25 protein-coding genes are annotated in these 22,320 nt (G+C 43.3%); 2 read left to right on the top strand and 23 right to left on the bottom strand.

Features of this window, described 5'->3' with window-relative positions; genetic code table 11:
• A partial coding sequence (locus LPKJCM_RS01800; RefSeq protein WP_165758557.1) for a transposase occupies positions 1-413 on the top strand: 413 nt, incomplete at its 5' end.
• Between the two features lie 112 nt (positions 414-525).
• On the opposite strand, the gene rlmD is transcribed toward LPKJCM_RS01800, so the two are convergent.
• The 11 genes from rlmD to LPKJCM_RS01745 form a co-directional block, all read right to left on the bottom strand.
• Positions 526-1,896 (bottom strand): 23S rRNA (uracil(1939)-C(5))-methyltransferase RlmD, encoded by a 1,371-nt coding sequence (gene rlmD, locus LPKJCM_RS01795; protein ID WP_057962971.1) that lies wholly within the window; start codon positions 1,894-1,896, stop codon positions 526-528.
• A 77-nt stretch (positions 1,897-1,973) separates the two neighbouring features.
• Positions 1,974-2,972, bottom strand: a complete 999-nt coding sequence (locus tag LPKJCM_RS01790) for a diacylglycerol kinase (RefSeq protein ID WP_057962987.1) — start codon at positions 2,970-2,972, stop codon at positions 1,974-1,976.
• Positions 2,973-2,987: 15 nt separating this feature from the next.
• On the bottom strand, positions 2,988-4,409 hold the full coding sequence (gatB, locus tag LPKJCM_RS01785; RefSeq protein WP_057962972.1) for an Asp-tRNA(Asn)/Glu-tRNA(Gln) amidotransferase subunit GatB: 1,422 nt from the start codon (positions 4,407-4,409) through the stop codon (positions 2,988-2,990).
• Entirely contained in the window at positions 4,409-5,872 is a 1,464-nt protein-coding gene (gene gatA / locus LPKJCM_RS01780) for an Asp-tRNA(Asn)/Glu-tRNA(Gln) amidotransferase subunit GatA (RefSeq protein WP_057962973.1), read from the bottom strand. The genes gatB and gatA overlap by 1 nt, the downstream gene beginning before the upstream one ends.
• Complete coding sequence (gatC, locus tag LPKJCM_RS01775) at positions 5,872-6,183, bottom strand: Asp-tRNA(Asn)/Glu-tRNA(Gln) amidotransferase subunit GatC (protein WP_057962974.1); 312 nt, start codon at positions 6,181-6,183, stop codon at positions 5,872-5,874. The genes gatA and gatC overlap by 1 nt, the downstream gene beginning before the upstream one ends.
• An 83-nt stretch (positions 6,184-6,266) precedes the next feature.
• Positions 6,267-7,409, bottom strand: a complete 1,143-nt coding sequence (locus tag LPKJCM_RS01770) for a CamS family sex pheromone protein (RefSeq protein ID WP_087069508.1) — start codon at positions 7,407-7,409, stop codon at positions 6,267-6,269.
• Positions 7,410-7,426: 17 nt separating this feature from the next.
• Complete coding sequence (gene ligA, locus LPKJCM_RS01765; RefSeq protein ID WP_057962976.1) at positions 7,427-9,454, bottom strand: NAD-dependent DNA ligase LigA; 2,028 nt, start codon at positions 9,452-9,454, stop codon at positions 7,427-7,429.
• An 18-nt stretch (positions 9,455-9,472) separates the two neighbouring features.
• Positions 9,473-11,707, bottom strand: a complete 2,235-nt coding sequence (gene pcrA, locus LPKJCM_RS01760; RefSeq protein WP_057962977.1) for a DNA helicase PcrA — start codon at positions 11,705-11,707, stop codon at positions 9,473-9,475.
• Positions 11,708-11,771: 64 nt separating this feature from the next.
• The gene (locus LPKJCM_RS01755; protein ID WP_057962978.1) at positions 11,772-12,932 is read right to left on the bottom strand and encodes an ATP-grasp domain-containing protein; all 1,161 of its coding nucleotides are present in this window, start codon (positions 12,930-12,932) and stop codon (positions 11,772-11,774) included.
• Between the two features lie 78 nt (positions 12,933-13,010).
• On the bottom strand, positions 13,011-13,583 hold the full coding sequence (locus LPKJCM_RS01750; protein ID WP_057962979.1) for a xanthine phosphoribosyltransferase: 573 nt from the start codon (positions 13,581-13,583) through the stop codon (positions 13,011-13,013).
• 14 nt (positions 13,584-13,597) lie between these two features.
• Entirely contained in the window at positions 13,598-14,173 is a 576-nt protein-coding gene (locus tag LPKJCM_RS01745; protein WP_057962988.1) for a glycoside hydrolase family 73 protein, read from the bottom strand.
• A 222-nt stretch (positions 14,174-14,395) separates the two neighbouring features.
• On the opposite strand from LPKJCM_RS01745, the gene LPKJCM_RS01740 reads away from it, so the two are divergent.
• The gene (locus LPKJCM_RS01740) at positions 14,396-14,692 is read left to right on the top strand and encodes a hypothetical protein (RefSeq protein ID WP_057962980.1); all 297 of its coding nucleotides are present in this window, start codon (positions 14,396-14,398) and stop codon (positions 14,690-14,692) included.
• A gap of 43 nt (positions 14,693-14,735) precedes the next feature.
• On the opposite strand, the gene LPKJCM_RS01735 is transcribed toward LPKJCM_RS01740, so the two are convergent.
• The 12 genes from LPKJCM_RS01735 to rpmJ form a co-directional block, all read right to left on the bottom strand.
• Positions 14,736-15,332, bottom strand: coding sequence for an ECF transporter S component (locus LPKJCM_RS01735; protein ID WP_057962981.1), 597 nt, complete (start codon positions 15,330-15,332; stop codon positions 14,736-14,738).
• A 160-nt stretch (positions 15,333-15,492) separates the two neighbouring features.
• Complete coding sequence (rpsI, locus tag LPKJCM_RS01730; protein WP_013728473.1) at positions 15,493-15,885, bottom strand: 30S ribosomal protein S9; 393 nt, start codon at positions 15,883-15,885, stop codon at positions 15,493-15,495.
• A gap of 13 nt (positions 15,886-15,898) precedes the next feature.
• The gene (rplM, locus tag LPKJCM_RS01725) at positions 15,899-16,342 is read right to left on the bottom strand and encodes a 50S ribosomal protein L13 (RefSeq protein ID WP_057962982.1); all 444 of its coding nucleotides are present in this window, start codon (positions 16,340-16,342) and stop codon (positions 15,899-15,901) included.
• Between the two features lie 126 nt (positions 16,343-16,468).
• Positions 16,469-17,263 carry a tRNA pseudouridine(38-40) synthase TruA gene (gene truA / locus LPKJCM_RS01720; protein WP_057962989.1) on the bottom strand — a complete coding sequence of 265 codons (795 nt, stop codon included), beginning with the start codon at positions 17,261-17,263 and terminating at the stop codon, positions 16,469-16,471.
• 10 nt (positions 17,264-17,273) lie between these two features.
• Complete coding sequence (locus LPKJCM_RS01715; protein WP_057962983.1) at positions 17,274-18,071, bottom strand: energy-coupling factor transporter transmembrane component T family protein; 798 nt, start codon at positions 18,069-18,071, stop codon at positions 17,274-17,276.
• Entirely contained in the window at positions 18,064-18,939 is an 876-nt protein-coding gene (locus LPKJCM_RS01710; protein WP_057962984.1) for an energy-coupling factor ABC transporter ATP-binding protein, read from the bottom strand. The genes LPKJCM_RS01715 and LPKJCM_RS01710 overlap by 8 nt, the downstream gene beginning before the upstream one ends.
• Complete coding sequence (locus LPKJCM_RS01705; protein ID WP_057962985.1) at positions 18,909-19,742, bottom strand: energy-coupling factor transporter ATPase; 834 nt, start codon at positions 19,740-19,742, stop codon at positions 18,909-18,911. The genes LPKJCM_RS01710 and LPKJCM_RS01705 overlap by 31 nt, the downstream gene beginning before the upstream one ends.
• Before the next feature lie 182 nt (positions 19,743-19,924).
• Positions 19,925-20,308 carry a 50S ribosomal protein L17 gene (gene rplQ, locus LPKJCM_RS01700; protein WP_057962986.1) on the bottom strand — a complete coding sequence of 128 codons (384 nt, stop codon included), beginning with the start codon at positions 20,306-20,308 and terminating at the stop codon, positions 19,925-19,927.
• A 28-nt stretch (positions 20,309-20,336) separates the two neighbouring features.
• Positions 20,337-21,287, bottom strand: coding sequence for a DNA-directed RNA polymerase subunit alpha (locus LPKJCM_RS01695; RefSeq protein ID WP_014940328.1), 951 nt, complete (start codon positions 21,285-21,287; stop codon positions 20,337-20,339).
• Between the two features lie 93 nt (positions 21,288-21,380).
• Complete coding sequence (rpsK, locus tag LPKJCM_RS01690) at positions 21,381-21,770, bottom strand: 30S ribosomal protein S11 (protein WP_013728481.1); 390 nt, start codon at positions 21,768-21,770, stop codon at positions 21,381-21,383.
• A 25-nt stretch (positions 21,771-21,795) separates the two neighbouring features.
• Positions 21,796-22,158: a 30S ribosomal protein S13 gene (rpsM, locus tag LPKJCM_RS01685; RefSeq protein WP_057963427.1), complete on the bottom strand. Its 363-nt coding sequence runs from the start codon at positions 22,156-22,158 to the stop codon at positions 21,796-21,798.
• Between the two features lie 24 nt (positions 22,159-22,182).
• Positions 22,183-22,302 (bottom strand): 50S ribosomal protein L36, encoded by a 120-nt coding sequence (gene rpmJ, locus LPKJCM_RS01680; RefSeq protein ID WP_013728483.1) that lies wholly within the window; start codon positions 22,300-22,302, stop codon positions 22,183-22,185.
• Between the last annotated feature and the right edge of the window lie 18 nt (positions 22,303-22,320).

Here is a 22,320-nt window from a genome sequence, read left to right as displayed (position 1 = left end):
TCAACTACGAGGTCTTCCGTAAATGGACGAACTTCTCGTATCTGGCGACTGCCACTGATGTGGTTGATGCTTTATTAGGCATTGATCCCGAGCTCAAGCAAACATACGCTGTGATGAATCAGTTACGTGAAACCATCAAAACCCGTGACTGTCCCAACTATAATCAAGCCTTTCACCACCTGCAAGGCTGCTCGGAAGAAATGTTGGCAGTCCTCCAAACCTTGGCAGTTCATCGTGATGAAATTGGCAACACTTTTACTCACCACTACACCAACGGGCCTTTAGAGGGTTCCAATAATAAGATTAAAGTCATTAAACGAACTGGATTTGGTTACCGAAACTTCTTCAGATTCCGGCTCAGAGTACTGTTTGCTTTTCGAGTTCATACAAAAAGAGCTCTAATCACCAAGTGATTAGAACTCCAATATTTTGTTCACCAACAACAGTTGACGAAGAACCTCAAAAAAGAGGAAACTAGAACAAAACTGATTGCTTTGTCCTAGTTTCCTCTGGATTTTTCAATGCTTAATTTCCACGTTCCAAAACGGTCACTGATTCAACGTGGACCGTCTGCGGAAATTGGTCAACGGGTTGAATCGGCTGGTTAACCTGATAGCCTTGCTCAGTAAATAATTTAACGTCGCGGGCCAATGTTGCCGGGTTACATGAAACATAGACTACTCGCTTAGGATGCATCTTTACGACGCTATCGATCAAGCTGGCATCCAGTCCCTTTCGTGGGGGATCAACCGAAATGACATCTGGTTTTAAGCCGTCTTCCTGCCACTTTGCCATCTGCGTCTCGGCTTTACCAGCAACAAAGTGCACATTGGTCAAATGGTTGAGCTTGGCGTTCTTCTTTGCATCTTCCACAGCCTCAGGGACAATTTCCACCCCATAAACCTGCTTTGCAACCTGAGCCATCGAAAGCGAAATCGTCCCGATCCCACAGTAGGCATCAATGACAACATCATCTGCCGACAAGGCCGCCTTCTTTGTTGCCAAATCATAGAGTTTTTCGGTCTGCACTGGGTTAACCTGATAGAAGGAACTGGCTGAAATATCAAATTTAAGTCCCAGTAATGTGTCCTCAATGGTACTTTTACCCGCCAGAACTTTATTTTTCCGACCCATCAATGCGTTGGTCTTGTCGGGATTAACATTTTGGACGATACTCTTCACTTCAGGCAGTGAATGTTCGATCTCAGCAACAATTTCGCTGCTGCTTGGTAACTTCTCAGTCCTGGTGATCAAAACGATCATCATTTCATGAGAGTAATACCCGCGGCGAACCATGATGTTGCGGACAACGCCCTTGTTAGTTTGTTCATCGTAGGGCTGAATTCTAAACTTGCGAATAATATCACGAACAACGACCACGGCCTCGTCAATCTTCGGATCCTGAATATAGAAATCTTCAATCGGGACCAAATCGTGAGAATGTTTCCGATAAAAACCGGTCTGAAGCTGACCATTAATTAAACGCACGGGGATTTGAGCCTTGTTGCGGTAATGAGTCGGATCATCCATGCCCATCGTGGGATTAACAGTCACGTCAAGCTTCATCTTATCAAAATCAACTTCGATTTGATGTTGTTTGAATTTTAATTGGGCATCATATTTTAAATGTTGCAACGGCGCAATGCCAGTCTGGGTGTAGGCTTTATCAACCAATTCAACCCGGTCCTTGCTCTTCTGGTTAATCTTAACCACCCGACCAAAGGCGAAGTTTTTCTTGACCTTAATTACCTTCATTGTCACATTTTCAGTCGGCAAAGCATTTTCAATAAAGATTGGGAAATCATCAATCTTGGCAACTCCAAGACCTTGATACGTTAAATCACTAATATCAACGTCGTAGTTTTGGTTCTTTTCAACTGGTACCATCTTTTTCATTTATTCACCTTTTTAATTCCTAGAAACAAAAATTGCGAAACGAAAGCTTCGTAACGCAATTATAACATCTTATTAAACTATTCTTTATCAGGGAGTTTGTCAACGCCTGTGACGAAGTTCTTTTCAACCCGACGCATCTCGTTGGTTTCGTCGGAATATGCGTCATCGGGAATCTCATCAGTGTTGGCACAGAATTCAATATGTTGCTTAAGATCAACAAAAGTCATTGGTGCATCCCCCCCATATTCCCCGTCCAAATTGATCTGCATTCGATCATGGACCGGTTTGGCAGTCACTTTACGAACCTTTTTGTAAATAATCCGTGGATCATCGACATGCCGGCCGCCATTAAGAACCTTGGAAGCCAAGTGGAGAATCTCAACTAAGTTGCTGGTTTTCACAATGATTAAGGTGAATTTTCCATCATCTAACGAAGCGTCAGGAACAATTTGCTCGAATCCACCAACTGAATTAGTTAAGGCGAGGAAAAACATCGAGGCCTTACCCTTAAATTCCTCATCATCATACTTCAGATCCATCTCAATTGGTTTGATACGCGGTAGTAGTTCAGCTCCACGAACCAAGTAGGCCAAGTAGCCGAAGAAAGTCTTTAAGTCTGAAGGAACATCATAGGTCAATTCGGTTAATAAACCGCCGGCTGCGATGTTGATGAAGTAATTGTCACCGGCTTTACCGATGTCCATTCGCAGCGTTTGATCCTTCAAGACCACTTTGGCGGCATCAACCGGGTCTTCTCTGGGAATGTGCAGCGCTCTTGCGTAATCGTTAGTCGTCCCGGCTGGAATAATCGCCATCTTAGGACGTTTCCTCAACGGGGCAATACCATTAACCACCTCATTGATGGTGCCATCCCCACCGGCAGCTACCACAAGTTCAAAGCCGTCTTGTGCCGCTCGACGAGCCTCGTTTTTGGCAGAATCTTTGGCAGGAGTTGTCGCAAAAGCGCTGGTTTCATAACCAGCTTGCTCAAAAATATTCAAAATATCGACTAACTTTTGCTTGAGAAGTTCCCTTCCCGAAGTGGGATTGTATATAACCCGAGCCCGTTTTCGCATATCCATCCTGACTTTCTATTTACTCATTGAATCCTTTAGCATTTTGTTGATGACCTGCGGGTTAGCTTTCCCGTGAGTTTGTTTCATAATCTGACCAACCAAGAACCCAATGGCCCGATCCTTACCATTATGGAAATCTTCAACGGATTGTGGATTAGCCGCTACGACTTCGTCCACAATTGGTTGGAGTTTGGCTGGATCTGACAACTGAACCATGCCCTTGTCTTCAACGAATTTCTTAGGCTCTTCTCCATTGGTAATTGCCTTGAAGACCTTCTTGGCCATCTTTGATGAAATTGTGCCATCAGAAATTAACTTGATCATAGTAGCCAAATGTTCAGGGGTAATCTTGGTATCTTGCAATTCGACTTGATTATCGTTCATATAAGCATTTACGTCGCCTTGCAGATAGTTGGCTGCCAATTTGGCGTCAGCGCCGGCAGCAATCATCTTATCGAAGAAATCAGACATTTCCTTGGTCTGAGTAATCACCATCGCATCGTAATCGGTAATGCCGAGTTCATTAACATAACGCTCACGACGCTTTGCAGGCAGCTCAGGCAGCTCTGTTTGAATCTGGTCAATCCAATCCTGTGAAATGTTCAGTACGGGTAAATCAGGCTCTGGGAAGTAACGATAATCATCTGAACCTTCCTTAGTCCGCATCAAGATGGTTTGGCCGGTTGACTCGTTAAAACGACGGGTTTCTTGAGCAATCTTACCGCCAGACATCAATACCCGTTGGTGGCGTTGCTCTTCAAAAGCCAGCCCCTTCTTAACGTAGGTGAAGGAGTTCAAGTTCTTTAATTCAGTCTTAGTTCCATATTCTTGTTGACCAACGGGACGAACTGAAATGTTGACATCAACACGCATGGAGCCTTCTTCCATCTTGACATCCGATACACCGGTAAACTGGATGACCTGACGCAACTGTTCCAAGTAAGCGTATGCTTCATCTGATGAAGAAATATCCGGTTTGGAAACAATTTCAATCAATGGGGTTCCCTGACGGTTTAAATCAACGTAAGAATATTCAGAAGCATGCGAGTTCTTACCAGCATCTTCTTCAATGTGCATTTCAGCAATTCCAATTTTCTTTTTCTTACCGTCAACATCAATTTCAACCCAGCCGTCATGAGCAATGGGGGTTTCTGATTGTGTAATCTGGTAAGCTTTAGGATTATCGGGATAGAAGTAGTTCTTTCGGTCAAAGTGCGGGTGACGTTCAATTTGAGCGTGAAGGGCCAGACCGGCCATAATGCCGTCATGAACAACCCCTTTATTAGTGGTTGGTAAAACACCAGGATAACCCCAGTCAATGACGTTGGTATTAGAGTTGGGTTCATCACCAAATTCTACAGGAGATGGACTAAAAATTTTGGAGTTGGTTTTTAATTCAACGTGGACTTCAAGCCCGATTGTTGTTTCAAAATTCATTAGTTGTTACCTCCCATCTTCGGTGTTTGTTTTGCAAAGTCAGTTTCTTGTTCAAATGTGCTACCAGCTTGGTAAACCGTTAATTCATCGAATGGGCGACCGATCAGTTGTACGCCGACTGGCAATCCATTAGAGAATCCGGCAGGAATTGACATCCCTGGTAAACCGGCCAAGTTAACTGGTAAAGTCAAAACATCATTCATATACATCGTCATCGGGTCCGAAACATCTTCACCAATCCCATAAGCAGGCGTTGGCGCAGTTGGTGCCAAGATCAAATCGTAGTCTTTGAAAACATTGGTAAAGTCGTTAATCATCAAGGTTCGAACTTGAGCGGCCTTCTTGAAGTAGGCGTCATAAAAACCAGCTGAGAGTGAAAATGTTCCCAGCATAATCCGGCGTTTAACTTCGTCGCCAAAACCCTCTGAACGCGATTTAACGTATAGGTCTTCCAAATCCTTGACGTCTTTTGCCCGGCGACCATAACGAATGCCGTCAAAACGCTGCAGGTTAGAGGATGCTTCGGAGGAAGAAATGATGTAATAAGCGGCCACACCATACTTGGTATGTGGAAGCGAAACTTCTTCAACGTCTGCCCCCAACTTTTTGAAGGTTGCTGCGGTGTCTAAAACAGTCTGTTTGATGTCGTCATCCAAGCCCTGGGCCATGAATTCGGTTGGGATACCAATCTTCATGCCCTTAACACCCTTATCCAAAGTACTGGTGAAATCGGGAACTTCCTTAGTTGAGGAGGTCAAATCATGATTATCATGACCGGCAATTGCATTCATAATTGTTGCGTTATCGCTGACGTTACGAGTGATCGGACCAATTTGATCCAAACTGGAACCAAAGGCAATCAGTCCCCATCGTGAAACCCGGCCATAAGTTGGCTTCATGCCAACAACGCCATTAAAGGAAGCTGGCTGACGAATTGAGCCACCGGTATCTGAACCCAACGCAGCAATGACTTCGCCGGCAGCCACTGCTGCCGCTGAACCACCTGATGACCCACCAGGAACTTTGGTGGTATCCCAAGGGTTATGAGTAATCTTAAATGCAGAGTTTTCGGTTGAACCACCCATGGCAAACTCATCCATGTTGGTCTTACCAACAGTGATTGTTCCAAGTTTGTTCAACTTATCGACAGCCGTAGCATCATAAATTGGCTTGAAGTTTTCAAGAATTTTTGATGCCGCCGTCGTCGTTAACCCTTTGGTCACCATATTGTCCTTAATCGCAATTGGCATTCCGGACAAGACGTTATCAGCATCGATCCCCTTGGCGTCAACATCTGCCGCCTTTTTGAGAGCTCCCTCGTCATCAACCGTAATAAAAGCGTTAATGTCAGGATCAACTGATTTGATGTTGTCCAAGGTTTGTTGCGTCAAATCCTTTGCAGAGATTTCTTGATTGACCAGTTGTTTGTGAATGCTGGCAAGTGATTGATCAAAATAGTTCATTATTCATTATCCCCGCTTTCATCAATAATGGTTGGCACTCTAATGTAACCGTCGGCCGTATCAGGTGCATTGTCAAGTAATGCTTGGCGTTGATGCCAATTTTCGGCAATGTCGTCTCGCATGACGTTAATTTGATCGGTTACGCTACTAGTGGGTTCAACGCCATCAGTGTCCACTTCACTCAATGTTTCAAACAACCCGATGATTTGGTCTAATTGGGTTGTAAAGTATGGCAGCTGGTCGTCGGCAATTTTTAACTTTGCCAATTCAGCAACGTGTTTTACTTGATCTTCGGAGATCTTTTCAGTCATTGAAATCCTTCTCTCTTCTGAATATATCCAAAATTTAATAACAACAATAATTCTACCATATAAAGAATCGCATTTTTTAGAAATTAATAACTATTGAAAATATGCGTTGAAAATTTCTTTTCATTTTGCTTTCGACTCAAGAAACTCTGAATGCCTTCGGTCGAAGATACGGTAATATCAATTGGCGCATTGGCTGGCAGGTATCTTTGAGCGGCATTTTGAATGTATTGGGTAAAACTGATAATCTCAGTCTGACTATAAAATTGGGTGGTGATGCTGATATTCATGCCGCTCAATGAACCATCGGTGTATTGTGCCTGGGCGGTAACCCCACTTAGGTTCGGGAAGAATCCCTGAATCTCTGATTTGAAGTTATCAAAGGAATCAGCATCATTTTGACTCGGGCCCTTTTTGTTCGATTGTAATGGGAAAACATAGTTCTTCTGATTAATTTTATTCCATTTGCTAACCTTGGTCTCGCCGTCATCATTCATTGAATAAGCAAAGAAATTGCCGCCAACCAAACTATCGTCCGACGCCTGCTTGTATAAAGCGATGATGATCGGAATGTTCTTCAGTGCTCGTCTTTGCCTCAGCCGCTTGATGACTTGGTTGGCAATTGCCTTACCCTGCTTTTTAACTTGGGCATCCGAAATGTCAGTTTGGTAGGTCGGACCATATGCGGTCTTCTTATAATAATCAACCGAATTAATCCCCAAGCCAATCGTCATTGCCGATAAGCGAAGTGATTTTCCACTTTGGGTCATGAAATCCTGCTCATCAATTTGGGAAAGATAAATTGGGTTTCGGGTGGTCGGGTTGGTTGATTTTGATTTAACCGGATTTAGGCCGGTTGGGTTTGATTTTGACTGGCGGCCCAACCAATTTTCAACCGTATTGGTAGAAAGATATTGGCCTTCTTGAAAAATATACTTTTTAGTTGAAAATTCCTTTTTGGAAATATCCAACAAGCCATTTTCAAAGCCCTTAATATTGAACTGATTTGCCTCTTGGGAAACACTCACACCACGAGATTTACTGGTCTGATAATGGCCATTCTTAATCACACCTTGGTAATAGTCGGTGTTTGTTTGGCCGGTTAATTGGGTCTTCGTTTTAGACCCGCTGGAATTGCTGGTATCCTTTGACAGATTATCAACACTGCCACACGCTGCCAACATCAATCCCGACAGAATGATTGAAATCCCCAGGATAATTTTTTTCACGATTTGTTCCTCCATTGTCACTTTTCATCAGCCATTTCTTGGTGGAAACGATCTTCGTCCCACGTCTGAATGCCGAGGCGCTTTGCCTTATCATACTTGCTGCCGGGATCCTCCCCAACAACGACGATATCTGTATTTTTGGAAACTGAACTGCTGACTTTGGCGCCATGATCTTCAAGCCACTGAGTCGCATCCGGCCGGGTGATATTCTGTAATTTGCCAGTCAAGACAAACTTCTTGCCTGTAAAAAACGATTCACTTTCAGCAAGCTGTTCATTTGTAACCCCCAGGTAATCCATGTTGACACCCACTTGTTTGAGTTGGTCGATCAACTGTTGGGATTCAGGCATTGAAAAATAGGTCACCACACTATCAGCAATGATCATTCCCATTGTAGCAATTTCGGCGATATCTTGCGCGCTTGCCTGCATAACCTTATCAATATTTTTAAATCGTTGGGCAATCAATCGGGCTGCTTTAATCCCAACGTGACGAATTCCCAAGCCGTACAGCAATCGTTCACAAGAATTGGCTCGGCTGTTATCAATCGCAGCTAACAAGTTGGTGGCCGATTTTTCACCAAATTTATCCAAGGTTAGCAGCTGGTCAAAAGACAACTCATAAAGCCCCGCCACATCGGAGAGCATGTGTTTTTCAAATAACTGGGCAATAATTTTTGGACCCAAACCATCAATATTCATTGCATCTCTGGAAGCAAAGTGGGTTAAGCCCTCTTTGAGCTGAGCCGGACATTGTGGGTTAATGCAGCGCAAAGCAACTTCTTGGTCTAAGTGAACCAGCGTGGACCCACACGATGGACATTGCGTCGGAATCTCATACACCTGACTGTGAGCTGGTCGTTTCTCGGGTAAATATTGTGAAATCTCGGGGATGATATCGCCAGCCTTATGCAGCTTGACGGTGTCGCCAACCCGGATATCCTTTTCTGCTAAATAATCGGGATTATGGAGTGATGCTCGACTCACGGTGCTGCCGGCTAATAATACCGGATCCATCACGGCGGTCGGCGTCACTACGCCAGTCCGTCCCACGGTCCATTCAATATCTCTGACAACAGTTTGAACCTCTTCTGGCGGGAACTTGTAAGCAATTGCCCAGCGAGGAACTTTGACGGTTGCCCCGAGTGATCGTTGCAATGGCAATGAATTAACTTTAATCACGATGCCGTCAATCCCATAAGGCAGTCCGTCTCGTAAATCTTTGTATTGATCAACGTAATCATCAATATCAGTCATATTATGAGCCACTTTGTAATCAGAATTGATGGTAAATCCAAGCGCCTTTAGCTCTTCAAGCATTCCACTTTGGGTATCCGATTGCAAATCATCAATGTCAGCAACATTATACATAAAGGTGCTTAAATGACGACTGCGGGTCACACGTGGATCTAATTGACGCAAACTACCTGCCGCAGCATTCCTTGGATTGGCAAAGGGCTCTTCACCATTTAACTGCCGCTGATCATTAAGTTTGGCAAACGATTCTTTCGGCATGTAACATTCACCACGAACTTCAATATTGATCGGTCGGGAAAGCTTTTGAGGAATTGACTTAATCGTCTTCAAGTTACGGGTAATATCCTCTCCAATTTGACCGTTTCCCCGGGTAGATCCTTGAACGAAAAGTCCGTTCTCATATCGGAGATTGATTGCTAACCCATCAATTTTTAATTCGCAATTATAGTCAAATGCCACTGAATCATTTTCACTTAATCGGTTGACAAACTCAGCCAATTCTTCCTTAGAGAAAACATCCCCCAATGAAAGCATCGGAATTTCATGACTAACCTTGGTAAAGCCGGGTAATGTGTGATCACCGACTTTTTGAGTGGGTGAATCGGCGGTTACAATCTGTGGAAACTGGTTTTCCAAATCTACCAACTGCTGATAGGTTTGATCATACACAGAATCTTCGACGCTCGGTGCGTCAAAGGTGTAGTATTCATCAGCCCACTTATTCAATTGTTTCCTAAGATCGCTAGCTTTGGCGGCTGCCTGTTTTTCGGACATATTTTCAAATGCCACAATAACACCTTCTGTTGATTAGTTTTCCTGTTTCTTAATTGGGGCAAACGCAGCTAACAACCGTTTGATCCCCTCCTGCTTAAATGCAATGTCCAATTCCATATCCTCACCGGCTCCGGTAACCTTAACAACCGTACCGGTCCCCCAAGCCTTGTGGGAAACTTTATCGCCAACTGCCCAGGCCAGTTTATCGGTACCGGATCCTTTGAGGCTTTCAACGGCTTTGCCAGGTCGATGGTAGGTGGTTGCGGTTGCTCTTCTGGTTCGGCGATCGAATGGGGTTGTTAATGGTGACTCGGTTTGCTGTTGGTTGTCCGAATGGATGAGTTCTGGACTAATTTCATTCACAAAACGGGACTCCGGATTGTTTTGCAGACGACCATACAGCATTCGTGAGTATGCATTGGTAATATAGAGCTTTTCTTTGGCACGGGTAATCCCAACATAGGCTAGTCGGCGCTCTTCTTGAAGCTCCGATTCGTCTGCGGCAGCCCGCGAAAGTGGGAATAATCCTTCTTCCATTCCCATCAAGAAAACGACTGGAAATTCCAGTCCCTTAGCAGCATGCAGCGTCATCAAGGTGACCTGGGAGTTGTCCTCTTCCAGACTATCTTGGTCAGAAACTAATGCTAAGTCACTTAAGAAATTCACCAGGTTCTGTTGACCGGTTTCCCCCTCGTTTTCTTCATCATACTTTTGAGTAACAGAAATCAATTCTTCCAAGTTTTCAAGCCTGGTTTGGGCTTCCAACGATTTTGACGCTTTCAGGGTGCTTAGGTAGCCACTCTTATCAAGAAGTTCTTCAGTAATATCAGTAATTGACAACTGATCCAGCTTCTCTGAAATCGTGCGCATTGTCTGTTCAAACGCGGCAATCGAATTTTTGGCACGTGTCGAAATTTGGTTGGCTAAATCAACATTTTTGGCCGCTTCGAGAAGTCCCCATTGATGATCGTTGGCAAATAGCCTTAGCCGCTCAATACTGGCTTGGCCGATTCCACGCTTGGGTTCATTAATAACCCGCTCAAAACTCATCGAGTCGTTGGGGTTGGCCAATAAGGTCAGATAGGACAAGGCATCTCGAATTTCCTTTCGGTCATAGAACTTATGGCCACCGACCATCGTGTAAGGAATATTTGATTTAAGCAGTGTCTCTTCAATCACACGTGACTGGGCGTTAGTCCGATATAGGATCGCAAAGCTGCCATAATTGCGTTTGGGTTTAGCCATTTCTTCTTGGATTTTGGCAACAACGTATCTGGCCTCATCGTTCTCAGTCTGACCACGATAGTATGAAATCTGATCTCCCTTGGGATTTTCAGTCCATAAATTTTTGTCAGCACGGTTGTCATTGTGAGCAATCACCGAATTAGCGGCATCGAGCACCGTTTTTGTTGAGCGGTAATTTTGCTCCAGCAACGTCACATGCGCATCTGGATAATCTTTTTTGAAGTCAAGAATGTTCTGCATATTTGCGCCCCGCCAGCCGTAAATACTTTGATCGGCATCCCCGACGACACAGATGTTGCGGTTCTTCTTAGCCAGGGTATTTACCAGTCGGTACTGAGCCTCGTTAGTATCCTGATATTCATCCACATGGATATACTGAAATTTATCCTGATAAGATTCCAAAACATCTTGATGTTCATCAAACAGTTGGATGGTAATCATAATTAAATCGTCAAAGTCCAGTGATTCATTTTGCTTGAGTTCCGCTTGATAACGGTCATACACGTCAGCCACGATTTGATCGAAAGCACTATTGGCCTGAGCCTTGAAGGCTTTTGGCGTGAGCAGATCATTCTTGGCATTGGAGATTGCTGACAACACGGCTCTAGGATCAAACTTTTTCGGGTCAATGTTTAAATCTCGCAGCACCCGTTTAACAAGGGTCCGCTGCTCGCTGGTATCGGCGATCGTGAAGGCTTTATTATAGCCCAGCAAATCGATATGTCGACGCAAAATCCGCACACACAAAGCATGAAATGTTGAAACCCACACATCATTGCCACCTTCACCCAACAATTTGGAAACCCGTTCACGCATTTCCCGGGCAGCTTTGTTGGTAAAAGTAATCGCCAAAATCCGCCACGGCATAATATGGTTGTGTTCAATTATGTAGGCGATTCGGTGCGTTAACACCCGTGTCTTCCCACTTCCGGCACCGGCCATAATGAGGACGGGTCCTTCGGTATGGACAACGGCGTCTTTTTGATCTTTGTTTAATCCTGCTAATAAGCTTTCTTCTGCCACTAAATATTCCATCCTCTCATATTTATCTTTTCAATTATAACAAAAAAGTCGGCTTCCCGACTCTCTACATGTTGCTATATTTTGTTTTGTAATCTATGTCATGCCAAATGCCTGTGGCTTCAAGCTTAATTAACGTATCGGAAATGGATTCGGTCGGAATCAAAACGTGGCCGACCAGCTGATGATCGTCACTCGGTTCATTGCCATAAAACGTAAAGTGCCAATTGTCTTTAATGACCCACTGGGTTTGAACCCGTTGATATTCCTGCTGGCGAATTGCTTGATAAACAGTGGCAATTCCAGGAATAATCTGTGTCAAGGGAAGCCCGGCAATTGCCCGTAAATGTTGTTCAAATTCATCCGCATTTGCGGCATAATCAAACACAAATCCGGCAGGACTCAACTTGGGCGCAACTCTGCTGACGTAGATTGAGCCACTCTTGGCCAAGAAGAGGGTCACTTCAAAAGTACCAACGTAATCAAGATTGTTGGCAATCTCATTGGTAATTCGAGTCATTTCCTTCTTCACGCTGGGATCAAGTTTCGCTGGTGTGTACGCGGTCATCAACTGATCGCCTTCATAGATCACTTCAACCGGTGGAAACATCACAATGGACCCCGACTCAGTACGCGTAACGACCACCGAGTAATCGGTATCGTGTTCGACGTAAGGCTCCAAAATATAGGTTCCTGAATCCAAAAAGCCAGACGCCAAAACAATGTCAGCCTGACTTTTGATCAATAATTCCTTACCACCATTAAGTCCGCGTTGAATTGGTTTTAAAATTGCCGGATAGCCGATTGAGTTAATCGCTTGATAAATGTCTTCCAACGTCACGATCGTCGAGTAAGGTACCATATTGATATTCAAGGTTTCAAAAAATGTTCGTTCAATCAGTCTGTCCTGGACGATATCGAGCAGTCCATCCTGCTGTGGCACAGCTGTAAACTGGGAAATGTACCTAATAACATCTGAATCGATAAATTGGTTATCGTAGATCACTGCAACGCATCGTTCAGCAAACATTTTTAGGGTTTCCTTGTCAGTATAAGGGCCAATGTATTTATAGTCTGCCAGTTCCATTGCTTTACTATTCTCGTTGGAACTGTACATCCCAACATTAAAGCCCATTTGTTTTGCACGAGCTAGTAGGGTCGGTGTACTGATACTATCTCCAAGAATCCCAATTGTTTGCCCAGGATAGATAACATTTGCGTTTGCCAATTAATTCACTACTTTCATATCGTCATTTTACTAATCGTAAGTACTTACTAAGCTTATCGTACCATGGTTGTCACGAGTTTAATCCACAAATGTGACTTCTTGGTTGTCCAGAGAAGCAATTCGAGCCAGAGACTCCAGTCGGACACCGGATTTTTCAATCATGGTGTGCCCCTTTTGAAAGCTCTTTTCGATGACAATACCAACCCCAGCAACTTTAACCTTTGCCAAGTTCGCAATCTCCAACAGTCCCTGAACAGCCTGACCATTTGCCAGAAAATCATCAATAATTAAAATTCGATCATCCGGCTTCAAAAAACGCTTATCAATACTGATGTCGTTACTAACTTGCTTAGTATAAGAATAGACGCTGGCGGTGTACAGGTTATCGGTCAAGGTTAAACTCTTATGCTTCCTGGCAAAAATCAAGGGAACATCCATATGAATCGCCGTTGTCAGCGCTGGCGCAATTCCAGAAGATTCAACCGTCACAACTTTGGTCACTCCTTCATCTTTGAACAATCGGGCAAATTCGGCACCAATTTGATCCATTAACTTCGCATCTACTTGGTGATTTAAAAAGTTGTCGACCTTTAACACGTTTCCTGGCAATACAGTGCCGTCCTCCAAAATGCGTTGCTTAAGTAAGTCCATCTCAAAATTCCTTTCTAGTCATCATACTGGTAAAGTTTATATTGTTTGATGATGGCGATCAATTTTTTAGTATAAGCGGGGTCGGTGGCATAGCCATCCTGTTGAAGGCCATCAGCGGCCTGCAGGTAGTTGTTTGCGGCCACCACGTCCTTGTACTGCTGTGGGTTCCATTTCGTGCCATATGCGAGCAATTTGGCGTGATCAGCCAAGGATTCATTCCAATCCCGATATACCTGGAACCGGGCCTTGATGGTCACGTATCGGCCGTTGACAAATTCCTGTGTATTCAAGTAAACCGAATTAGTCGTATCGTCCTGAGCCTTAACACCAAATAAATTGTAATACTGACTGGCAAGTTTGCTGGTGCCCCAATCAGATTCCAAAATGGCTTGGGCCAATGTAATACTTGGTAAAATATTATATTGGCCCTGCAGTCGCTGAGCTTGTGGCGCCAATTTGTCAATAAACTTACGGTGCTCAACGGCAACCCCGTCGTTCGAACTTTGAATATTGTTCGAATGATAACCATTTTCGTACAACGCGTGGAAACCAAAAATAATCACTAATCCGCATGCCACTAGAATCAGCATCAAAACGGTGTTTGCTTTTTTTGCTCGGCGTTTCCGCCCCTTCTTATATTTTGCCAATCCATCCTCAAACTTTCTAACTTTAAAATTAATTTTAACGATAAATCCGAATAAAGACAAACGAAATTTACGATTTGTTCAATTTTTATAAGTACGTAAAAATTGACAAATTAGGTAATTTCGGTTATGTTATCAGCTGACACTTAAATCTGGAGATGAAAACCAATGGCTAAAAACACCGAAGTATCAGAAGCACAATCAAAATTTCATGTTGGTGATGAGGTTTCATTCAAGATCGAAAAGCAGACGTTTACCGGTTTCGTGGATAAGAGTTACACCAACTCATTTTTAATCACTTTTGAATCGGATGATCCTGAAATTATTGACAAGTACCACAAGAAGGTTGTCATCAATAACCGTCATCTCAAAATGATCAAGGCTGCCCCTCAACCCGAAGTTGAAGATGAAGCCGATGAAGACGAACCCAAGTCCCCAAAGGCTAAAAAGTCAAACAAGAAATAATGATTTAAAAGTAGACCTTGCATATCTGTGCAAGGTCTATTTTTTATCTTCCAGTCCGGTCAAAAATCTTTTTAACCGGCACACCAATCATTGGGGTGACAATCCCGCTGAAAATTGCTTCAGGAATTCCGTTTGTTCCGACAACCCCTAACAAATATGGTAACAGCTCTTTGATATTAATCTGGTAGAGTTGCGGTGCTTTAGCTTTATAAAACAGATAAATGAGCCCCAGCACAAGTACCGTATTGGTTAAAGAACCAAGGACGGCGGCGACAGAAATGCTTGCTGTCTGGCTTTTAAAGTGCTTTTTGAGATACGTATATGTCACACCGGCCACAACGCCAATCATAATCCGAGGAATCACGGAAATAATCGGGTTAACGAAGACAATTGCGGCTAGTGGACTAGTCGGCCAGACAAATGCCCGAACAAAAGTTGTCAGCCCCCAGATGCCACCAATAATGGCTCCGTCTACGGTTCCAAGTAGGACTGTTGCGACGACAACCGTCATCGGGATAATTGTGATTTCAAGTGGACCAATTGGGATGTACCCGATTAAAGGAATCGATGTTTGCAGCAGAATGATTGCAATAAACATTGCCAACATGTTTAGCCGTAGTGTGTTTTTCTTAACAGGCATGTGATCTTACCCCTTTAAAGTTGTTGGCACTATTATACAATAACGGATTGTATTCTAATACAATTTTGCCGGAGAATGTTAGTTTAACGGTAAGCTTAAAGTATTCTCAATAAAAAAACACTCCTCCGAAGAGAAGTGTTTTGCAGAAACAAAAAATAGTTTAACGCTTTGAGAATTGTGAAGCTTTACGGGCTTTTTTAAGACCTGGCTTCTTACGTTCTTTCATTCGTGCGTCACGGGTCAACAAACCTGCACGCTTCAACGGTCCACGGAAGTCAGGATCAACTGCGAGCAAGGCACGAGCAATCCCATGACGGGTTGCGCCGGCTTGACCGGAGAATCCACCACCGTTAACATTAACCAAGGTATCATAGTTACCCAAAGTCTCAGTTACGTTGAATGGTTGCACAACAACTTCACGCAAGTTAGCAAATGGAATATAATCTTCGATTGCTTTGTCATTCATAATAATTTTGCCAGTTCCGGGTACTAAACGTACTCGAGCAACTGAATCTTTACGACGGCCAGTGCCGCGATATTGTACTTGAGCCAAAGTGAATTCCTCCTTAAATTAGGTTATTAATGTCTAATACTTCTGGTTTTTGAGCTTGATGATCGTGTGCAGGACCTGCATAGACATGTAACTTCAAACCAATTTTATGACCTAATGTTCCATGAGGAAGCATTCCTTTAACGGAAGTTTCAATTAACTTTTCGGGATTCTTAGCGCGCAAATCACCGGCAGTTCGTTGCTTTAAGCCACCAATGAAGCGGCTGTGATGATAATAGATCTTACGAGTGTCTTTATGACCAGTCAGACCTACTTTGCTTGCATTAATAACAATCACATTATCCCCAGTATCTACGTTGGGTGTGAATGTTGGTTTATTCTTACCTCTTAAAATTGATGCTACTGCTGATGATAAACGTCCAAGAGATACGTCTGTTGCGTCAACAACGTACCATTTACGTTCTACTTCACCAGGTTTTGCCATATAAGTTGTACGCACTGTATATTCCTCCATTGTTCCTGTGTTTGTTCGACACCAAATAAGATTCCGGGGCTTATCGTGGGGCAAACAATACCAACTAACATAATACAAATTATTACCGTAAAAGTCAATTAGTTTCCTAATTTATCGTTGTCGTTTTGGCAATTTTGTCGGGTGTTTTGGATCTTCACCCTCATAATACACTTTTTTTAAGTACAAACCAGATGCCGGCATGGTTCGCCGTGCCTGGTCACGATCCTTCACATCATATAAGCGCAATATATCGTGCTCAGGACGCATTTGAGAGCCAATCTCAACAACTACCCCCACCATGATTCGAACCATGTTATAGAGGAAGCCATTGCCATAGAACTCAAGTTGAATTTCATTGGCCTGTTTGTCCAAAATTGCTTTCGCTTCATAAATTGTTCGGACATTGGAACGAGCGGTTGACCCTGAGGCAACAAAACTTGAAAAATCATGTTCACCCACAAAGTCCTTCATTGCAGTCTGAACCCGTTCAATATCGATTGGAAAACGCCAGTTGCCGGTATAGTTTCGTTTGAAAGGATTCTTAAATTCACCCAAATCCAGACGATAGACATATCGTTTACCGGACACATCATAGCGGGCATGAAAAGTGTCGGATACCTTTTCAGCTTTTTTAATTTCCATATCGAGCGGCAATAAGCTGTTAAGACCCCGATAAATTGCTTTGGTCGGCAGATCAAATGGAAAATCAAAATGGACAACTTGTCCAAGCGCATGAACGCCAGCATCTGTTCTCCCAGAGCCATAAACGACAATCGGCGGATTAGGATTTTTAGCCATAACATTCACTTTTTGGGTTAAGACGCCCTCAATCGTCCTGCGTTTTGGTTGCCGCTCAAAGCCACTAAACAGTGTCCCGTCGTAGGCCAACGTCACTTTATATCGAATGTTGAACACCTCAACTCTTTCTTATAAATAAAACTAAAATACCTATCAATAAAAAGACTGCCCAACTGATGGTGTCTTTTCGCTGCCACCGGTAGACCCGATATTTGCTTCGGTGTTCACTGTCGGTAAAACCGCGGGCTTCCATTGCAGTTGATAGGTTTTCTGCATGATTGATCGCGCCAGTAAATAATGGAACGAGCAGTGGAACAGCCGCAGAAATCCGATGGCGCAAGCTTCCTGACCCGAAGTCAACCCCACGGGACCGCTGGGCATTCAAAATTGTTTCCATTTCGTCCATCAAGGTGGGGACAAAGCGCAATGCAATTGAAAGCATCAGTGCCAATGTATCCACTGGAAAGTGAACTTTTTTGAGTGGTCGTAAAACCGTTTGAACCCCATCCGCGATGGCCAACGGTGTGGTCGTCAAAGTGAGAACCGTCGAAATCATAATAATCAACAGACATCTGATAAACATGAAGCCACCGTTAATTAAACTGGTGTCGCTGATTGAAAACGGGCCAAAGTGCCAATATACATGCCCCCCACTGCTGAATAAAATCTGCAGTAGGACGGTAAAAACAATCAACCAAATCAGTGGCCTGATTCCTTTCAGAAAATAACCAATCGATACGCCTGACATGAGGACGACTAAAAGAATCAACCCACTTAATGCAGCATAGGTCCAGATATTATTGGCAAAGAAAATGACCACCACAAAATAAAAGCTCAGCATCAATTTGGATTGCGGACTCATTTGATGAACCCATGAGCTGCCAGGAAGGTATCGACCGAATAAAAAATTACTCATGTGATTGCCCTCCTTGGATAACGCCCACAATTGCATCCGCTAATTTATCGATCGTTAGTGGAATGGTTTTGAGTGGAACCCCTGCTGTGATCAATCGACAGGCAAATTCTGCAGCACTAGGTAAATCCAGATGCATGTCATAAACCCATTCAGGATCCGAGAAAATATCTTTCGGCTCACCATGTTTAACAACCTTACCTTGATCCATCACAATAACATCGGAAGCGTAGTCGACAACATCATCCATTTGATGCGTCACCAAAATAATCGTCATCCCCTGCTGTTGATGAAGTTTTTCAGCCAAGTCCATAATTTCTTTATGGCCACGCGGATCCAGGCCAGCAGTGGGTTCATCAAGGATTAAGATCTCCGGCTTCATCGCCAATACGCCAGCAATCGCAACTCTTCTCATTTGGCCACCGGAAAGATCAAATGGCGACTTGTCTTGTAAAGAGCCATCAAGGCCGACTAACCCCATTGCCTGCTTGGCGTCTAACCTCGCTTCTTCATCGGACACGCCATAATTTTTGGGGCCAAACATGATATCCTTGATCACCGTTTCTTCAAACAACTGTTTTTCCGGAAATTGAAAAACCATTCCGACGTGCTTACGAAGTTGTTTTAAATTTTTATTAGTGGTGGCAGGTGTAATCGTCCGACCGGATACTTTGATCTCTCCGGCAGTCGGCTTAAGAAGCGCATTAATATGCTGGACCAAAGTGGACTTGCCACTACCGGTATGGCCAATAATCGCTGTAAACGACCCACCAGCAATGGTGACAGACACCTGGCTCAAGGCGTTTTGAGCAAATGGGGTACCTGCTTGATAAGTATGCGTTACTTGCTTGAAATTAATTGTTTGATCCATGTAATTAACCTCTGATCATTGAGATATTGACTAGGTGAGTCGACTCCACGTTTTCTGAGGGCGGACAGTAATTCGGAGGTGAAGGGGGCTGATAGCCCGATTGACGTCAATTTGTTGATGTCACCAAAAATTTTATCAGGTTGATCAGCTTCGACGACTTTGCCCTTATTTACAACAATGACCTGATCTGCGCCAGCCGCCTCATCAATATCGTGGGTGATTGAGATGACGGTGAGGTCGTTATCATGTTTGATTTTATCAACCAACTTCAGAATCTCTTGTCGCCCACGGGGATCAAGCATACTAGTGGCTTCATCTAAAATAATAATTTTTGGACTAAGCGCAATAATTCCCGCAATTGCTACTCGCTGTTTCTGGCCGCCAGACAAGTTTGCAGGAATCCGGTCACGAAAGTCCCACATTCCGACCTGCTTGAGACTGTTCTCCACGATTTGCTGCATCTTTTCACGGGGAATTTGACGATTCTCGAGACCAAAGGCGACATCATCCTCAACAGTTGCACCAACAAACTGGTCTTCAGGATTTTGAAAAACCATGCCAATCTTATTGCGAATATCAAAGATATTTTCATCATTAACGGTCAGACCGTCAACAACAATTTGGCCGGATTTCAGAACAATCAGGCCATCAATTAACCGAGCCAAGGTACTTTTGCCGCTCCCGTTTTGGCCGATAATTGCAGTCCACTCGCCTTCATGAATGTTCATCGAAAAGTTAGTAAAGAGTCGTTCTTGGTCAGGATAATTGAATGAAATATTTTTAATTTGAATAATGTCCTTCATGATATTCCTCACGGCGTTCTAAGTGTTGTCTATATGTACAAAAAAATCACTTACAAGTAATCGGTGCATGAGATAAGTCCCACATTCAAACTAGACTAGGAACTGGGTTCCACCATCATAACGTTCTATACCAAAAACCTGAGTGATTCTCGTGATAAATATGTGATTTGGTTTAATACTAGTTAGTCAACTAACTCTAAAATGACCATTGGAGCACCGTCACCACGACGAGGCATAGTCTTCAAAATTCGTGTATATCCACCATTACGATCAGCATACTTTGTGGCTAATTCGCCAAATACCTTTTGTAAAGCAGTCGTAACGTTAATATCGTCACCGTCTTCTTTAACATCAGCAACAACATCACGAATAAATGAGGCAGCTTGACGACGCGCATGTAAGTCGCCATGCTTACCAAGTGAAATCATCTTGTCAGTAGTCGAGCGAACTTCCTTAGCTTTTGCTTCAGTAGTAATGATTTGACCATGAATAATTAATTCAGTAGTCAGATTACGAAGCAATGAGCGACGATGTGCACTACTACGTTGTAATTTCCGATAACCCATAATTGGATGTCCTCCTTCTTTATCTTTATTAGTCTTCTTTACGAAGTGAAAGGCCTAATGCAGCAAGCTTTTCTTTAACTTCTTCAAGTGATTTACGGCCAAGATTACGAACCTTCATCATATCAGCTTCGGTCTTTTCCGTAAGTTCTTGAACAGTATTAATGCCGGCGCGTTTCAGACAGTTGTATGAACGAACGGATAGGTCCAATTCCTCAATTGTCATTTCCAGCATTTTTTCTTTGTGGGTTTCTTCCTTCTCAACCATGATTTCGGTATTCTTAGCTTCATCAGTTAAATCAACAAACATCTCTAAATGTTCAGTTAAAATTTTGGCTGCCAAACTAACCGCTTCGCTCGGTGTAATTGAACCATCAGTCCAAATATCCAGAGTAAGCTTATCAAAATCATCGCGTTGACCAACCCGTGTACTTTCAACCTGATAGTTGACACGTTCGATTGGGGTATAAATTGAATCGACGGGAAGCACACCAATAGGCATTTCAGAACTGCGCTTTTTGTTTTCTACAGCAGAAACGTATCCACGACCTTTGTTGGCAGTTAACCGCATATGAAATGTGGCACCTTCAGCAACGGTAGCGATGTGCAAATCAGGGTTCAGAACAGTTACATCACTGTCAGCTTGAATATCACCGGCAGTAACGTCAGCAGGACCAATTACATCGATTTCCAAATTTTCTTCTTCATCTTCTGGCCCATCTAATTTCAAAGAAATTTTCTTAACATTCAATATAATCTGAGTAACATCTTCGACAACACCTTTGATCGTCGAAAATTCGTGCAGTACATCATCAATCTGGATACTGGTAACAGCTGCACCAGGAAGAGATGATAATAATGTCCGCCTCAAAGAATTTCCGAGAGTTGTACCATATCCCCGTTCGAGCGGTTCAACGACAACTTCACCAAAATTATTAGTTTCTTCAATTTTATGAATGTTAGGCTTTTCAAATTCAATCATTCTTATCATTAACCCCTTTCAAAACGCGTGAGTCTTCATGCAAAATATCAATATGCTTAAACCAAGTAAAATTCACTATATTGAATGTCTTAATTAAACTCGACGACGCTTTGGAGGACGAGAACCATTGTGAGGTACCGGAGTAACATCACGAATAGCAGTAACTTCCAATCCAGTAGCTTGAAGTGCACGAATGGCAGCTTCACGTCCTGAACCTGGTCCTTTAACAGCAACTTCAACGGACTTCATACCATGTTCCATTGATGCCTTAGCAGCAGCTTCTGCAGCCATTTGAGCAGCAAAAGGTGTTGACTTACGACTTCCACGGAAGCCTAATGCACCAGCTGATGACCAAGAAACCGCATTCCCAGTGGTATCGGTAATCATAACTAAAGTATTGTTGAATGTTGAATGGATATGTGCAACACCAGCGGCAATATTCTTTTTAGCACGGCGTTTACGACTTGTCTTTTTGTTTACCATAAAAACTGATGACCTCCTTCTTTAATTATTTTCTTCTACCAGCAGCAGCTTTGCTGCCTTTACGTGTGCGGGCATTGTTCTTGGTATGTTGACCACGAACTGGCAAGCCACGACGATGACGCATTCCGCGATATGATCCAATTTCTTGGAGTCGTTTGATGTTCATACTTACTTCACGACGTAAGTCACCTTCGATTTTAAGATCGCCGACAACTTCACGGATTTTGTCTTCTTGGTCTGGTGTTAAATCACGTACACGAACATCCTCAGAAACGCCAGCTTGAGCTAAGACTTTTTGAGCAGTTGTGTTACCAATACCAAAAATGTAAGTTAATCCGATGACAATTCGCTTATCACGGGGTAAATCAATTCCGGCAATACGAGCCATTGAGCATACACCTCCTGTTTTTGTTTATTTACCTTGGCGTTGTTTGTGCTTTGGGTTTGCTGAGCAAATAACCATTACTCGGCCTTTTCGTTTGATAATCTTGCAATGTTCACACATTTTTCGTACTGATGGTCGTACTTTCATTTTTAACCCTCCTCGAAA

The sequence above is a fragment of the Lentilactobacillus parakefiri genome, assembly GCF_002157585.1.
Taxonomy (GTDB): Bacteria; Bacillota; Bacilli; order Lactobacillales; family Lactobacillaceae; genus Lentilactobacillus; species Lentilactobacillus parakefiri.
The sequence above is the reverse complement of the archived record's forward strand: the minus strand, read 5'-3'. Positions and strand labels throughout refer to the sequence as shown.

Coding starts and splice junctions, on each gene's coding strand:
- rlmD (WP_057962971.1), bottom strand. CDS start 1,896: ATGAAAAAGATGGTACCAGTTGAAAAGAACCAAAACTACGACGTTGAT.
- LPKJCM_RS01790 (WP_057962987.1), bottom strand. CDS start 2,972: ATGCGAAAACGGGCTCGGGTTATATACAATCCCACTTCGGGAAGGGAA.
- gatB (WP_057962972.1), bottom strand. CDS start 4,409: ATGAATTTTGAAACAACAATCGGGCTTGAAGTCCACGTTGAATTAAAA.
- gatA (WP_057962973.1), bottom strand. CDS start 5,872: ATGAACTATTTTGATCAATCACTTGCCAGCATTCACAAACAACTGGTC.
- gatC (WP_057962974.1), bottom strand. CDS start 6,183: ATGACTGAAAAGATCTCCGAAGATCAAGTAAAACACGTTGCTGAATTG.
- LPKJCM_RS01750 (WP_057962979.1), bottom strand. CDS start 13,583: ATGGACTTACTTAAGCAACGCATTTTGGAGGACGGCACTGTATTGCCA.
- LPKJCM_RS01745 (WP_057962988.1), bottom strand. CDS start 14,173: ATGCTGATTCTAGTGGCATGCGGATTAGTGATTATTTTTGGTTTCCAC.
- LPKJCM_RS01740 (WP_057962980.1), top strand. CDS start 14,396: ATGGCTAAAAACACCGAAGTATCAGAAGCACAATCAAAATTTCATGTT.
- LPKJCM_RS01735 (WP_057962981.1), bottom strand. CDS start 15,332: ATGCCTGTTAAGAAAAACACACTACGGCTAAACATGTTGGCAATGTTT.
- LPKJCM_RS01715 (WP_057962983.1), bottom strand. CDS start 18,071: ATGAGTAATTTTTTATTCGGTCGATACCTTCCTGGCAGCTCATGGGTT.
- LPKJCM_RS01710 (WP_057962984.1), bottom strand. CDS start 18,939: ATGGATCAAACAATTAATTTCAAGCAAGTAACGCATACTTATCAAGCA.
- LPKJCM_RS01705 (WP_057962985.1), bottom strand. CDS start 19,742: ATGAAGGACATTATTCAAATTAAAAATATTTCATTCAATTATCCTGAC.
- rplQ (WP_057962986.1), bottom strand. CDS start 20,308: ATGGGTTATCGGAAATTACAACGTAGTAGTGCACATCGTCGCTCATTG.
- LPKJCM_RS01695 (WP_014940328.1), bottom strand. CDS start 21,287: ATGATTGAATTTGAAAAGCCTAACATTCATAAAATTGAAGAAACTAAT.
- rpsK (WP_013728481.1), bottom strand. CDS start 21,770: ATGGTAAACAAAAAGACAAGTCGTAAACGCCGTGCTAAAAAGAATATT.
- rpsM (WP_057963427.1), bottom strand. CDS start 22,158: ATGGCTCGTATTGCCGGAATTGATTTACCCCGTGATAAGCGAATTGTC.
- rpmJ (WP_013728483.1), bottom strand. CDS start 22,302: ATGAAAGTACGACCATCAGTACGAAAAATGTGTGAACATTGCAAGATT.